This window comes from Nocardia arizonensis, assembly GCF_001310275.1.
Lineage (GTDB): Bacteria > Actinomycetota > Actinomycetes > Mycobacteriales > Mycobacteriaceae > Nocardia > Nocardia arizonensis.
Genome location: NZ_LGYZ01000002.1, coordinates 1 through 13,670 on the forward strand (window position 1 = coordinate 1; position 13,670 = coordinate 13,670).

At 68.8% G+C, this 13,670-nt stretch carries 13 protein-coding genes; 4 read left to right on the forward strand and 9 right to left on the reverse strand.

Going from position 1 to position 13,670, the window contains the following annotated elements; all coding sequences use genetic code 11:
• Nucleotides 1-394: 394 nt before the first annotated feature.
• The 5 genes from tyrS to APZ21_RS35310 all read right to left on the reverse strand — a co-directional run bounded on the left by tyrS (nt 395) and on the right by APZ21_RS35310 (nt 4,216).
• Nucleotides 395-1,684, reverse strand: coding sequence for a tyrosine--tRNA ligase (gene tyrS / locus APZ21_RS00660; RefSeq protein WP_054811255.1), 1,290 nt, complete (start codon nt 1,682-1,684; stop codon nt 395-397).
• A 197-nt stretch (nt 1,685-1,881) separates the two neighbouring features.
• Nucleotides 1,882-2,295 (reverse strand): DoxX family protein, encoded by a 414-nt coding sequence (locus APZ21_RS00665; RefSeq protein ID WP_054811256.1) that lies wholly within the window; start codon nt 2,293-2,295, stop codon nt 1,882-1,884.
• A 112-nt stretch (nt 2,296-2,407) separates the two neighbouring features.
• Nucleotides 2,408-3,040, reverse strand: coding sequence for a DNA-3-methyladenine glycosylase (locus tag APZ21_RS00670; protein WP_054811257.1), 633 nt, complete (start codon nt 3,038-3,040; stop codon nt 2,408-2,410).
• Nucleotides 3,041-3,062: 22 nt separating this feature from the next.
• Nucleotides 3,063-3,881 (reverse strand): RNA polymerase sigma factor SigJ, encoded by an 819-nt coding sequence (gene sigJ, locus APZ21_RS00675; protein ID WP_371852398.1) that lies wholly within the window; start codon nt 3,879-3,881, stop codon nt 3,063-3,065.
• The gene (locus tag APZ21_RS35310) at nt 3,866-4,216 is read right to left on the reverse strand and encodes an NAD(P)/FAD-dependent oxidoreductase (protein WP_054811259.1); all 351 of its coding nucleotides are present in this window, start codon (nt 4,214-4,216) and stop codon (nt 3,866-3,868) included. Before APZ21_RS35310 ends, sigJ begins: the two co-directional genes overlap by 16 nt.
• Nucleotides 4,217-4,410: 194 nt before the next feature.
• On the opposite strand from APZ21_RS35310, the gene APZ21_RS00685 reads away from it, so the two are divergent.
• The 4 genes from APZ21_RS00685 (at nt 4,411) to APZ21_RS00700 (ending at nt 8,230) form a co-directional block, all read left to right on the forward strand.
• Nucleotides 4,411-5,931 carry a multicopper oxidase family protein gene (locus APZ21_RS00685; protein ID WP_082392718.1) on the forward strand — a complete coding sequence of 507 codons (1,521 nt, stop codon included), beginning with the start codon at nt 4,411-4,413 and terminating at the stop codon, nt 5,929-5,931.
• Nucleotides 5,932-6,042: 111 nt separating this feature from the next.
• Nucleotides 6,043-6,774, forward strand: coding sequence for an ABC transporter ATP-binding protein (locus APZ21_RS00690; protein WP_054811260.1), 732 nt, complete (start codon nt 6,043-6,045; stop codon nt 6,772-6,774).
• Nucleotides 6,771-7,553, forward strand: a complete 783-nt coding sequence (locus APZ21_RS00695; RefSeq protein ID WP_054811261.1) for an ABC transporter permease — start codon at nt 6,771-6,773, stop codon at nt 7,551-7,553. Before APZ21_RS00690 ends, APZ21_RS00695 begins: the two co-directional genes overlap by 4 nt.
• Nucleotides 7,550-8,230, forward strand: coding sequence for a TetR/AcrR family transcriptional regulator (locus APZ21_RS00700; protein ID WP_082392719.1), 681 nt, complete (start codon nt 7,550-7,552; stop codon nt 8,228-8,230). Before APZ21_RS00695 ends, APZ21_RS00700 begins: the two co-directional genes overlap by 4 nt.
• Here APZ21_RS00700 and APZ21_RS00705 read toward each other — a convergent pair whose 3' ends face one another.
• The 4 genes from APZ21_RS00705 to APZ21_RS00720 form a co-directional block, all read right to left on the reverse strand.
• Nucleotides 8,231-8,464, reverse strand: a complete 234-nt coding sequence (locus tag APZ21_RS00705) for a Trm112 family protein (RefSeq protein ID WP_054811262.1) — start codon at nt 8,462-8,464, stop codon at nt 8,231-8,233.
• A 10-nt stretch (nt 8,465-8,474) separates the two neighbouring features.
• Complete coding sequence (locus tag APZ21_RS00710; protein WP_054811263.1) at nt 8,475-8,978, reverse strand: GtrA family protein; 504 nt, start codon at nt 8,976-8,978, stop codon at nt 8,475-8,477.
• Nucleotides 8,975-11,203 carry a hypothetical protein gene (locus APZ21_RS00715; RefSeq protein WP_054811264.1) on the reverse strand — a complete coding sequence of 743 codons (2,229 nt, stop codon included), beginning with the start codon at nt 11,201-11,203 and terminating at the stop codon, nt 8,975-8,977. Before APZ21_RS00715 ends, APZ21_RS00710 begins: the two co-directional genes overlap by 4 nt.
• Before the next feature lie 86 nt (nt 11,204-11,289).
• Nucleotides 11,290-13,578, reverse strand: a complete 2,289-nt coding sequence (locus APZ21_RS00720) for a hypothetical protein (protein ID WP_371852397.1) — start codon at nt 13,576-13,578, stop codon at nt 11,290-11,292.
• Nucleotides 13,579-13,670: the final 92 nt, after the last annotated feature.

A 13,670-nucleotide genomic window follows, 5' to 3' on the forward strand; every position in this document is an offset into this window, starting at 1 on the left:
CTGACATTCATCGACACACTATTGAGTTCTCAAAGAACACACGCACACACACCGACACCGGCAACCAACCGATGACTTCCGTGAGGCAACTTTTCCAGCCTAACTGACCTACCTTACGAAGTCAACTCCGCTCGGCCGTCCAGTTCAGGAAGTGTTCTACATGCTGGTCAGGCGCTCCTCGTACTACCTCGTTTCCCGGTCCCTGTTCCAGCCTCTGAGCTGGGGTTTCGGGCTCCGGGTCGGTGTCCGTGTCGCTCTGACTCGCAATAAGTTACGCGGCGGAGAACGCGCCGTCAAATCCGCACTACACGGCTGTGATTCCCCAGGTCAGAGACCCACGGCGGCACCGAAACGTGGCTTGGGCCGCACAAGTGTGACCCAAGCCACGCCGAACTCACGCTCGCGAGCGCAGCACTCCCGCGATATTGCGCTTGCCGCGGCGCAGTGCCAACCAGCGTCCGTGCAGGTAATCGCTCTCGGCGGGGGTCCATTCGGGGTCGGAGATCTTCACGTTGTTCACATACGCGCCGCCCTCGTTCACCGCCCGGCGCGCGGCGCCGCGGCTCTCCGAGAGTCCGCTCGCCACCAGCAGGTCGACGATCGTATTCGTATCGTTCGCGCCGATCTCCGCGACCGTCGCGTCGACGGCGGCCTCGCGCAGCGCCGCACCCAATGTCGACTCGTCGAGTTCGCGCAGATCGCCCCGGCCGAACAGTGCCTGGCTGGCGAGCTGCACCGCGCGGGTATCGGCCTCGCCGTGCACCAGCGTCGTCATCTCGGCGGCAAGCCTGCGCTGCGCCTCGCGGGCGTGCGGGCGTTCGGCCGTCGCGAGTTCGAGTTCGGCGAGTTCCTCGCGGGTGAGGAAGGTGAACCAACGCAGGTAACGCACCACGTCGGCGTCGGCGGTGTTCACGAAGTACTGGTACCAGGCATACGGGCTGGTCATCTCCGGATCGAGCCACAGACTGCCGCCGCCGGTGGACTTGCCGAACTTCTTGCCGTCGGCGGAGGTGACCAGCGGCACGGTCAGCGCGTGCACCGATTCGCCGTCGACGCGGCGGTTCAATTCGACGCCCGCGATGATGTTGCCCCACTGGTCGGAGCCGCCCACCTGCAATCGGCAACCGTGGGTGCGGCGCAGCTGGAGGTAGTCGTTGGCCTGCAACAGCATGTAGCTGAACTCGGTGTAGGACATGCCGTCGCCGTCGAGGCGCCGCTTGACGGTGTCCCGGGCCAGCATCACGTTCACCGAGAAGTGCTTGCCGATATCGCGCAGGAAGTCCACCGCCGAGAGTTCGCCGGTCCAGTCCATGTTGTCGGCGATGATCGCGCCGGTCGGCGAATCGTCCAGGTCGACGAACCGCTCCAGTTGCGAACGGATGCGCCCCGCCCATTCGGCGACCGTGTCGGTGGAGTTCATGGCACGTTCGCCGACATCGCGGGGATCACCGATGAGTCCGGTTGCCCCGCCCGCGAGCACGATCGGGCGATGACCGGCGCGCTGGAATCGCTTCAGCGCCAGCAGCGGGACCAGGTGTCCGGCGTGCAGACTCGCCGCGGTCGGATCGAAACCGGCATAGAGCGTCAACGGCCCGCCGTCCAGCGCCGCGCGCAGGGCGTCGAGGTCGGTGGACTGTGCGATCAGTCCGCGCCAGGTCAGTTCGTCGATGATGTCGCCGCTCACGCCGTCCCATCTTTCCGCACCGTTGCCCTGCGCCGATGCTCAGGTACCGCCGTCGCAGGCGAGGACGGCACCGCGCGGTCGAGCCGTTTTCCGCCGCCTCGATGGTCACCGCCGACCCGTCGGATGATCATCGAGGCGCGAACGCGACCGTGCGACCGGAGGGTCATGCCCTCCGGTCGCCGGTGGTTCGGGTCGGGTCAGCGCGCCACCGTCGCCCGCAGCGCATCGATGCTGTCGCGGCGCAGGTAGGCGATCGCGGCGAAGATCGCGGCCAGGACCAGCGGGAAGATCGCCATGAGGGGTGCGTCGAGGATGAAAGCCTGAGTGGCCGCGGCGCAGACCGTGAGGATCGACAGGCCCGCGGCGGCCAGTCCGCTGGTGCGGTAGATCAGCAGCCCGAGTCCGCCCGCGATCTCCACCGCGCCGGTGAAGTACATGAACCAGGAACCCGCGCCGATCTCGGCGAACGTACGCACGGCGTTGGATTCGCCGATCAGCTTCGGCAGGCCGGAGCCCGCGATGAAGAACACGCCGAACAGGATCTGAAGCGTCCACAGGGTCCGATTGAGTGCCTTGCCGGGACGGACGGCGGCGGCGGTGATGGCGGTCATGATGTGTGTCCTTCTGGTCGGTCGCACCGGGTCGGTGGTGCGTTCACCAGACAGGACGGGGCATCGTCGCCGAACTCATCGCCGCCGCGGAAGATTTTTCCCGTCGCCCGGATCAGGCCGATTCCGCGGCGGGCCGAGGTGCGCGCGGACTGCGACGATAGACCGATACCGCGCGCGAGGCGGGCAGCCAGAAACGCCACGGCAGGTCGGCGGCGAGACTGACGCCGACGCGCGGCCCGACGGCGATATCCGCGGCGGTCACCGGATCGCGCAGTTCCAAGCGAATCGGCGAGGACGAGTCGAGCAACCGGGTGCCGTAGTCGGCGAGCTCGATGGCGAGCACACTGCCGAAGTTGCCCGGCCCCCGTGCCAAGTCGCTGTCGGAGCGGGCAGCGCGCCGACGGGCGCGGGCCTCATCGATGCCCGCGACCACTTCGCCGGAGCGCAGCAGCGCCGCACTGGCGACCCCGTCCGGTCCGGTCGTCACGTTCAGGCAGTAGTGCATGCCGTAGCTCAGATAGACATACAGTGACCCGGCCGGGCCGAACATGACCGCGTTGCGCGCGGTGCGACCGCGACCGGAATGCGAGGCCGGGTCCGGCCACGGCCCCGCGGGATCGCCGCCGTACGCCTCGACCTCGGTGATCCGCACCCCGACCGGACCCGACCACAGAATCGACCCGAGCAGGCGCTTGGCGGCGGTGGGGGGATCGTGGGCGAGCGAATCTGCGGACACAGCCGCCAATTCTCCCGGATTCGCGGTCGCCTCAGCCGATGAGGTCCGTACCGCGGGTCAGGCCGGCGAGTTTGTGCGGGTTGACCTGGAAGCGCAGGTTCACGATGTGGCCGTCGATCAGGTCGTAGGTGAAGGCCGCGACCGGGTTGCCGTCGATGAGGGTCAGCACGCCGAGTTCGCCGTTGATCGTCGCGGTGCGGAAGCGGAATCCGGCGGCGACCGGCTTGGCGAGCACGCCGAGGGTCCAGCGCGCGACGTGGTCGGGACCGTGGAGCGGTCTGCGCGCGGCGGTGACCACGCCGCCGCCGTCGGACCACGAGGTCACCTCGGGGGCGAGCAGATCCATGAGCGCGTTGAGGTCACCGCCCGCGCACGCGGCCATGAATCGCGCGGTGACCCGTTCGCGTTCGGCCCGATCGGTGTCGAAGCGCGGACGCCGGGACCGCACGTGCGCGCGGGCGCGGTGGGCGATCTGACGCACCGCGGCCTCGGATCTGTCCAGTGTCGCGGCGATCTCGGCGTGGCTGTAGCCGAAGACCTCGCGCAGCAGGAAGACCGCGCGTTCCACCGGCGCGAGGGTTTCCAGCACCACGAGCACGGCGGTGCAGACGGTGTCGGCCGACTCGGCTTCCTCCGCGAAATTCGGTGTGGTCAGCAGGGGTTCGGGGAGCCAGGGGCCGACATAGGTCTCCCTGACCGCGCGAGCCGAGGTGAGCCGGTTCAGCGCCAGATTGGTCACCGTGCGCACCAGGTACGACTTCGGATGTCCGACCGCCGCGTGGTCGGTGTCGTGCCATTTCAGCCAGGCGTCCTGGAGGACGTCCTCGGCGTCGGTCACGGTGCCGAGCATGCGGTAGGCGGTGGCGAACAGCAACCGTCGTAGGGCAAGGTCGCTTCGTGGTCGACGGTGACCCGCCGGAGTTCGGTGTCGACAGCGGTGGCGGCGCCGCGTACGAAGTGGATATCGGTGCCGCGCAGCAGGTCGGGAATGCGGTGGTCGGCGAGTTGCGCGCCCGCCGCGACCTGGTGCATGCGCAGGCGTTCGGTGAAACGGTCGGAGGGGTTGACGAGGGTTATCCGCACGTCGCGGGTGCGGGTCCGCGCGGACAGGCGGATGGCGGCGAGCAGGCCGGTGTATCCCGCGCCGAGGACGACTACGCGGTGGGTTGTCGAGGTGGCGTTCATGGTTGTCACTCCCGGTGGTCGGTGGGTCATCGGTCGGGTCCGTGGGCCGGTGACACTCAGGGGACAAACGGCCGCGCCCCGATGTGACAGCCATCCGAGTGATCTGCGTCACAAGACGCCTCGGTGTCGGTTCAGGGACGAATCGGGGTCGCTCCCGGATGTGCCGCGACCCTGTCGATTCCTAACGTCGAGGCATGTCAACACAGATTCGCCCGCGCCGCGCACGGCGCTGGATTCTCGGTTCGATCGCCGCGGCGTCGCTCGCGGTGACGGCGGTAGCGGGCTGCGTCGTCGCGACCTATGTCGACGCGCCGATATCCACCGTGGGCACGGTGCAGTTCCGCAATCCGCTCGCCATACCGCCGGAAGACACCGGGCGCGTCGACGCCGACGGCGTGCGCGTCTTCGACCTCGGGATGTATTCGGGCCGAACGGAGTTCACCCCGGGCACGCGTACCGAGACATGGGGTTTCAACGGGACCTACCTCGGCCCGACGCTGCGGGCGCGCCGTGGCGAGCAGGTCCGCGTCGAGGTGCGCAACGAGCTGCCCGAGACGTCGAGCGTGCACTGGCACGGTATGCACCTGCCCGCGGCGATGGACGGCGGGCCACATCAGCCGATCGCCGCGGGCGCGAGATGGACTCCGCACTGGACCGTGGACCAGCCCGCGGCCACGCTCTGGTATCACCCCCATCCGCACGGCGCGACCGAATCCCACGTCCGGCGCGGACTGGCGGGGCTGTTCGTACTCGACGACGAGGACACCGACGCGCTCGCGCTGCCGCACGACTACGGCGTCGATGATCTCCCGGTCGTGGTGCAGGACGTGACCTTCCGCGGCGACCGGCTCGACGATTCGCACCGGATCTTCCGCACCACCGGCTTCCTCGGCGAGCAGATCCTGGTCAACGGCACGCTCGCCCCGTTCCGCGAGGTCGGCGACGAACTCGTGCGGCTGCGACTGCTCAATGCCTCGACCGCGCGCCTCTACGATTTCGGCTTCGCCGACGATCGCGGATTCGACCTGATCGGCACCGATAGCGGCCTGCTGCACCGGCCCGTGCGCGTGACCCGGGTGCCGCTCTCGCCCGGGGAACGCGCCGAGATCGTGGTCCGGGTGCGCCCGGGTGAGCGCGCCGTGTTGCGCAGTACCGCGCCGCGGGCCGGACTCGATTTCTGGAACGCGCGCTTCTCCGGCGGGGACGACAGCTTCGACATCCTCGAACTGCGCGCAGCCGCGACCCTGCGCCCCGCCCCCGCCCTGCCCGATGTCCTGGCGCGACCGTCGACGCCGGAGGGGACGAATCCGGCGCGGCAACGCGACTTCGATCTGGCGACGGACGGTATCAACGGGCAGCCGATGGATATGGGACGCATCGACTTCACGGTCACCCGTGGCACGGAGGAGATCTGGACTGTGCGCAATGTCGACGGGGCACCGCACAACTTCCACGTGCACGATGTGCGGTTCCGGGTGCTGAGCGTGAACGGCGCGGCGCCGCCGCCGACGCTGTCGGGCCCGAAGGACACGGTGTATGTCGCGCCGGGTACGGCCGTGCGGCTGGCCCTGCGCTTCGACGGACCGGCCGATCCCGCGGCGCCGTACATGTACCACTGTCATCTGCTCTGGCACGAAGACCGGGCGATGATGGGCCAATTCGTCGTGGTGGAGCCGGGGCAGAACGCGGAAACACTCGCACCGCACGGACATTGAGTCGCGGCGACTCGCCGAACGACCCTTGTCCGTCCGGTCGGGCCGCGCTAAATTCATCGCATAATGAATTCAACAACTGATGAGTTCAACAACTGATGAATTGAGGCGACCATGTCGCAGCCCTCGTCATCCGCGGCCGTGGAGATCCGCGATCTCACCGTCCGACGCGGTAAACGCGAAGTACTGCACAATATTTCGCTGACCATCCCGCGCGGCTCGATCACCGGCTTGCTCGGGCCGTCGGGATGCGGCAAGACCACGCTCATGCGCAGCGTCGTCGGCACCCAGATCGTGGCGTCCGGCCAGGTCACGGCGCTGGGGCTGCCCGCGGGTTCGCCCGAACTGCGCCGCCGCATCGGCTACGTCACCCAGGCGCCGAGCATCTACCCCGATGTCAGCATCCGGGAGAACGTCGCGTACTACGCGGCGCTGTACGGGCGTGACCGCGCCGATGTCGATGAGGCCATCTCGGCGGTCGGGCTCCTCGAACACGCCCACCAGCGCGGCGACGAACTCTCCGGCGGACAGCAGACGCGCGCCTCACTTGCCTGCGCGCTCGTCGCTCGGCCGGACATGCTGGTCTTGGACGAACCCACCGTCGGGCTCGACCCGGTCCTGCGCGTCGAACTGTGGAAGCAGTTCCACGAGTTGGCCGCGGGCGGCACCACCCTGCTGGTCTCGAGTCACGTGATGGACGAGGCCGAACACTGCGACCGGTTGCTGCTCATGCGCGAGGGCGTGCTGCTGGCCGAGCTCAGCCCGGACGAACTGCGCGAGCGCACCGGCGAACACAATCTCGAACAGGCATTCCTCGCACTCATCACGACGGGATCGACCGCATGACCGCCAACCTCACCCCCGCGCGAACGCCCCTGCGTCCCTATGCCGCGACCACCGGCCGCATCCTGCGCCAACTGCGCAACGACCACCGCACGGTCGGCATGATCCTGGTGGTGCCCGCCGTGCTCATGGCGTTGCTGTATTTCATCTACCAGGACTCGCCGCATCCGCCGTACGGTCCCTCGCTGTTCGACCGGGTCGGCATCAGCATGCTCGGCATCCTGCCGTTCATCGTCATGTTCCTGATCACCGCGATCGCCATGCAGCGCGAGCGCACCTCCGGCACCTTGGAGCGACTGCTCACGACCCCGCTGTCCAAGGTCGACCTGCTCGCGGGCTACGGCACCGCATTCTCCCTCGCCGCCGCGGCCCAGGCGACCGTGGCCTGCGTGGTCTCCTTCGGACTGCTCGGACTCGAGGCCGAGGGCAATCCCGGCTGGGTCGTGCTCATCGCGGTGGTCGACGCGATCTGCGGTGTCGCGCTCGGACTGCTGGCCAGCGCCTTCGCGCGCACGGAATTCCAGGCCGTGCAGTTCATGCCGGTGGTGGTCGCCCCGCAGATCTTCTTGTGCGGGCTGCTCGTGCCGCGCGATCAATTGCCCGGCTGGCTCCAGCCGGTCAGCGATGTGATGCCGCTCAGCTACGCGGTGGACGCGCTGCAACAGGTATCGGTCAATACCGAGGTGACCGGCGAGATGTGGCGGGATCTCGGCATCGTCGCCGCGTTCTCGGTCGTCGCGCTCGGCCTCGGCGCGGCCACCCTACGCCGTAGGACCGCATGAGCACCGTATCCGGGAACGATATCGGGGACCGGGATATCCCCGATGCCACCGATCTACCCGACGACGAGCGCCAGGGGCGATCCGGACGCCGTCCCGGCCGGTCGGGCGCCAAGGAGGCGATCCTCGCCGCGGCTCGGACGCGTTTCGCACGGCACGGCTTCGACAAGACCTCCATCCGTGCCATCGCGGGCGACGCGGGCGTCGATCCGGCGCTCGTGCACCACTACTTCGGCACCAAACAGCAGTTGTTCGTGGCGATGGCGGGACTGCCGGTCGACCCGGAGGCGACCTTGCAGACGATTCTGTCTGCCCCGATGGACCGGCTCGGCGAGACGATCGTGCGCGCGGTGGTCGGAGTATGGGATTCGCCCGCAGGTCCCGGACTCGTCGCGGTACTGCGCAGCATGCTCGCCGGTGGCGATATGTCGCCGGCCCGCATGTTCATCCTCGAGGTGGTGCTCGAACGGGTTCGGGAGCGGATCGCCACTCCCGAGGACGACGGCCGGGTACGGATCGGACTGCTGGCCACGCAGATGATGGGCGTGCTGGTGGCGCGCAAACTGATCGGCGTCGAGCCGATCGCCTCCATGCCCGTGGCCGACCTGGCGGCCGCGGTCGGGCCGACCATGCAGCGCTATCTCACCGGTCCGGTCGACCTTTCCGCCGAATCCGCCTGATCAGGCGTCGGGATGCTGCGCGAGGTATGCCTCGTGCTCGGCGTCGCCGACGTCGCGCGCCTCATCGATGAGCAGCACCGGGATGCCGTTCTCGATCGGGTAGGCGCGGCGCAGGCGCGGGTTGTAGAAGAGGCTGCGACCGTCGTCGGCACGGACCAGCAGCAGCGGGCCTTTGTCCTGTGGGCAGGCGAGCAGGCTCAACAGTGTGGCGTCCAAGGCGGCATCGTGCGGCATAGCCGATAACCTACCTGGCCGACGGATTCGACCGGGAACCGTCCGCCGCGGTCGCGGGACGGCGGAACGAGATGTAGCGGTGTCCGAAGAAGCTCGCGACCGCGACCAACCCCATGACCACGACCGCGGCGGGTTTGTCCGGGAAGCGCAGCACGGTGACCGCCAGTTCGAGCAGCACCACGTTCATCAGCAGTCCGCCGGAGTTCACCACGCAGAACCGCAGGAAATCGCGCACCACGTGACCGCGTACCCGGAACACCAGCGTGCGGTGCAGCACGAAGGCCACCGCGATGCCGATGACATAGGCGAGTACCACCGCCACCGACGGCGGGGTGTCGGCACCGAGTACGGCCAGCCAGGCGACGGTCAGGCCCATACCGAGCAGGGTGTTGAAGCCGCCGACGGCGGCGAAGGCGATCTCCTGGCGGCGAACCAGTCGCAGCAGCGGACCCGGGTTCTCCGCGCCGGTGGCGCCCGCGTGACCGGCGGCCTCACCGAGAACCTCCCCGCTCACCGGCTCGTCTCCGCGAGTTCCCGGGTCGGATGCGGCGTCGAATCCGTCTCCGGATCGCCGGGCGTCGGTGTCCGTCGATGCAGCCATTGCAGAACCCCCACTCCGAGTAGTCCGAGCAATACTGTCGCCGCGCCGATCCGCCATCCGGGCGGTTCCCAGGTGACGACGAGTCGGGCGTCGCGGGTGCCCGGCGGGATCTCGACGGCGACAAAGGTTTCCGAGACCAACCGGTACGGGATCTCCCGGCCGTCGAGTGTCACACGGTACCCCGGCCAGCCCAGCCGGGCGAGGACAACGCGCCCGCCGTTCGCCGAGTCGACCCGGACTCGGCTGGTCCGGTCGGTCTCGGACACCGATACCGCGCGCACCCCGTCCGCCGCGGCGATCCGGCCCTCGCGGGTGGACACCGGCCCGTCGACGCGCTCCAGAACCGCGATGTAGCGCTCGTGTCCCGGATAGTCCACCCATCGCCAACCCGGCGGGGCTGGATCGACGCCCGCGCCCGGGAACAGTGCCTTCTGCACCACGACCCGGTCCACCTTCATCAGGTCGACCACGCTGCGGCCGGTGGTCGGCTCGACGGCGAAGGCGCGGCGGTAGGCGTCCGGGCAGACACTGGTGTCCCAGCGCATGCACAGCATCTCGCCGAACCGGAGATGGCCGTTGGGGGTGTACCCGCCGACGTAGGTGAGCTCGAGATCCTTGGCGTAGTTGCCGAAGACGAGTGACCCGTACGCGCCGTCGAGGCTGCGATCCGACGGTGCGATCAGCGCGCGGTCGGCCAATTGCAGCGTGGTGCCCTCGAAATCGGGGAAGGCCGCCTTCATCTCCGAGCGCCGCTCGGCGAGCTTCCAGTTCAGCGGGGTGGGCTGGGCGGCGCGAACCTGGAGGTAAGCGATGGGAAAGATCGAGACGATGATCAGCGCGCAAGCCGCCGCCGTCCCACGGCGCAGCCCCAGCCACACCGTCGCGGCGCCGAGCGCGCCGACGCCGAGTGCCGAGATCACATGCCATACCACCTCGTCCGGCGCGGCCGATACCGACCGCAGCCACAGCACGCCGATCAGCACACCCGCGGCGACGCCGCGGCGACGCCGGTCCCGCGCGGTGGCGTACCGACCGAGCAGGACGCAGACCAGAATCAGCAGACTCAACGCCACCAGGGGCAGTACGCGGGCGGGCCAGCGCAGCGGACCGATGGTGCCCGGCCCCGCGGTCCACATCAGCGCGGCGATGGCGACCAGTCCGATCGCGGTGAACTCCCGCCAGTCGCGCCGAGCCCTGCGCCAGTCGACGAAGGCCAGCGCCGGAATCAGGAACCACGCGATGTAGACCACCGGTATCGGCTGGATGTAGCCCCACCACGAACTGTAGGCGGGCAGGGTGCTCGGCAGGCTCGCGTTCAGCGACTCCGACCACGGCACGGTCAGGAACTGGTCGTTGTTGATCTGGGCCGTGCCCCGCCACGTGACCCGCGCCGACAACATGCTGGGCAGATAGGTCGCCAGACCGGCCGCGGCCGCGCAGGCCGCGACCGCGAGCACCCGCGCCGAGGGCAGCGCCCGGCGCTGACGGACCAGTTCGCCGATGGCCACGGCGGCGATCACGAGTCCGGCCTCCACGGCCGGGAAGATGTACTGCACCGAGATCGCGAGATACAGGAAGACGAAGACCGGAATCGGCCCGCTACGCCCGCGGGCGTAGCGCACCCCCGAGGCCCACGCCTGCACCAGCCACGCCGTGCCGGTCAGCGCCGTGTACCAGCTGGCCTCGTCGAAGAACAGCAACCAGCCGGTGAAGGGCGCGGCGATGCCCGCGGCCGCGGCCCACGGCAGTGCCGCGCCGTACTCCTCGCACACCCGGAAGACGCCGAGCGCGAGAATGATGGCGAAGAGCAGTTTCACCACGGTCGCGTAGAGCGCGACATTGTCGACCGACGGCGCGATCAGATCGATCAGCAGCTGCGGCGGATTCAGCAGTCCGGCTTCCTCAATGGCGTAGTTGCCCGCCATCCAGTGTTCGGGGACCAGGACGGGGAACCGCCCGTCACGCAGTGTCCGGCCGAGAATGACCCACAGCGGGGCGTACTGCGATTCGGTGTCGTCGGCGTAGAAATGTCTGGCATTGGCGAACAGGACCGCAAGATATCCCGCAATCACGCCGATCGCGGTGATCAGACCCCAGGTGTACACATCCCGCCGGGCGCGGGCGCCGCTATCCGCCACGAGTCACAGACCATACAGTGCCGCCTCCGGCAGCCTGCACGGCCCGAACCCGCGTCCGGCGATCCGGCCCGACGCGGATCACCCGACTACGAGACCGCCTCGGCCAGTTCGCGTTCGGGTTCGCGTGTCGACGGCCCGGAATCGGGCGCGCCGGTGTCACGACGTCGCGAGCGCACGTAGAACCATTGCAGGGCGCCGAGGCCGATGACACCGAGGGCAAAGGTCGCGATGCCGATCTTCCAGCCCGGCGGACGCCAGGTGAGCACCAGTTCGGCATCCCGAGTGCCCGCCGGGATATTCACCGCGACAAAGGATTTCGCGACGGTGGTGATATCGATCGGCTTGCCGTCGAGTGTGGCGCGGTACCCGGGCCAGCCCAGGCGGGCGAAGACGATCCGGCCGCCGTCGGCGGAGCTCACCCGCACCCGGCTGGCGGTGTCGGTCTCGGATGTCGACACGGCGTCCACGCCCCTGGTGTCGGAGACCCGGCCGTTGACCGTCGAGATGCGCCCGCTCTCGCGTTCCAGCACCGCGATATAACGCTCGTGGCTCGGATAGGTCACCCATTTCCAGCCGTCGGGGGCGGGCTGGTTCACGGCATCGGGGAACAGCGCCCGCTGCACCACGACCCGATCCAGTTTCATCAGGTCGACCAGCGGCCTGCCCGTCGTCGCCTCGGGGGCGAACATGCGGCGGAAGGCGTCGGGGCAGACGCTGCTGTCCCAGCGCATGCAGGTCAACTCGCCGAAATAGAAGTGGCCGGTAGGGGTGTAGCCGTTGACGTAGGTCTGTTCGAGCGCCCTGGCGTAGTTGCCGAAGACCAGCGAACCGTACGCCCCGTCGATGCTCTTGTCCTGCGGCTGCAACAGTCCGCGATCACCCAGCTGGATGGTGGTGCCGGTGAAGTGCGGGAACTTCGCCATCGCCGTGGAGCGCTGCGCGGGCAGATTCCACGACATCGGGGTCGGCTGAGCGGCCCACACCTGCACGTAGGCGATGGGGAACATGGCCACGATGGTCAACGCGCACGCCGCCGCGACGCCCTTGTGCGCGGCCAGCCACACGACCGCGGCCACCAGCGCCGCCACCACCGCCGCGGCCAGCACGTGCCAGAGCGCGTCATGCGGATCGGCGGAGAAGGTGCGCACCCACAGCAGACCGATCAGCACGGCGGCGGCGATCGCGCGCCCGCGGTGGTCGCGCAGTGTCCCGAACCGGCCGAGCAGCACGCAGACCAGTACCAGCAGCCCGATGGCCAGCATGGGCAGCACCCGCACCGGCCAGCGCAGTGGGCCGACCGAGCCCGGACCCGCGGTCCACATCAGCATCATGATCGAGAACAGCCCGATGGTGACGAACTCGCGCCACGCCGCGCGCGCCCGGCCCCAGTCCACGAAGGCCAGCGCCGGAATCAGGAACCACGCGATGTAGGTGACCGGCATCGGCTGCACGTATCCCCACCACGAGGTGAAGGCGGGCAGTGAACTCGGCAGGCTCGCGTTCAGCGATTCCGACCACGGCACGGTCAGGAACTGGTCGTTAATGATCTGGGCGGTGCCGCGCCAGGTCACCTTGGCCGAGAGCATGCTCGGCAGGAAGGTCAGCAGTCCGGCCAGTCCCGCGCAGAGCGACACGAGAGTGAGCCGCAGGATCGGCAGCGCGCGGCGCTGGGTCACCAGCTCGCCCACCGCCACCGCCAGCAGCATGAGCGCCGCCTCGACCGCCGGGAAGATGTACTGGGTGGAGATGCACAGGTAGAGGAAGACGAAGACGGGAACTGGTCCCGATTGCCCGCGCGTGTAGCGCACCGCCGAGGCCCACGCGTGCACCAGCCACGCGGTGCCGGTCAGCGCGGTCATCCAGCTGGCCTGGTCGAAGAACAGGAAGAAGCCCGACAGCGGGAAGGCGATACCGGCGACCGCGGCCCACTGCGGTCGGCCGCCGTAGGCCAGGCAGATGCGGTACACGCCGGTGGCGGCGATGATCGCGAAGATCAGCTTGACGACGGTGGCGTAGACGGCGACGTTGTCCACCGACGGCGCGATCAGATCGATCAGCAGCTGCGGCGGGTTGAACAGGCCCGCGTCGTCCATGGTGTTGTTCCCCGACATCCACTGTTCGGGCACCATGACCGGGAAGGTGCCCTCGCGCAGCGCGCGGCCCAGGCCCACCCAGAGAGCGGTGTACTGCGACTCGGTGTCGTCGGTGAAGAAATGGCGGGCGTTGGCCAGCAGCACCGCCGCGTACCCGGCGATGACGCCGACCACCGTGATCACGGTCCACCGGATCACCTCGCGGCGCGAATCGGGCAGCGCCGCAACCGGACCGGGAGCGGAGACGACCTCCGTCGCGGCCATCGCGGCCCCGTCGTCCATCGCCTTCGGTACTGCACTTTCCGTCACGAGATCCAAACCCTACAGTGCACCGCGGTGCTTGGCATCGGCGCTGGAGGCCACGATGATGGTGT

What these genes read in the sequence shown, in the direction of transcription:
- sigJ (WP_371852398.1), bottom strand. Translation starts at nt 3,881, where the DNA reads ATGCTCGGCACCGTGACCGACGCCGAGGACGTCCTCCAGGACGCCTGG.
- APZ21_RS00720 (WP_371852397.1), bottom strand. Translation starts at nt 13,578, where the DNA reads ATGGACGACGGGGCCGCGATGGCCGCGACGGAGGTCGTCTCCGCTCCC.
- APZ21_RS00695 (WP_054811261.1), top strand. Translation starts at nt 6,771, where the DNA reads ATGACCGCCAACCTCACCCCCGCGCGAACGCCCCTGCGTCCCTATGCC.
- APZ21_RS00665 (WP_054811256.1), bottom strand. Translation starts at nt 2,295, where the DNA reads ATGACCGCCATCACCGCCGCCGCCGTCCGTCCCGGCAAGGCACTCAAT.
- APZ21_RS35310 (WP_054811259.1), bottom strand. Translation starts at nt 4,216, where the DNA reads ATGAACGCCACCTCGACAACCCACCGCGTAGTCGTCCTCGGCGCGGGA.
- APZ21_RS00685 (WP_082392718.1), top strand. Translation starts at nt 4,411, where the DNA reads ATGTCAACACAGATTCGCCCGCGCCGCGCACGGCGCTGGATTCTCGGT.
- APZ21_RS00705 (WP_054811262.1), bottom strand. Translation starts at nt 8,464, where the DNA reads ATGCCGCACGATGCCGCCTTGGACGCCACACTGTTGAGCCTGCTCGCC.
- APZ21_RS00700 (WP_082392719.1), top strand. Translation starts at nt 7,550, where the DNA reads ATGAGCACCGTATCCGGGAACGATATCGGGGACCGGGATATCCCCGAT.
- APZ21_RS00690 (WP_054811260.1), top strand. Translation starts at nt 6,043, where the DNA reads ATGTCGCAGCCCTCGTCATCCGCGGCCGTGGAGATCCGCGATCTCACC.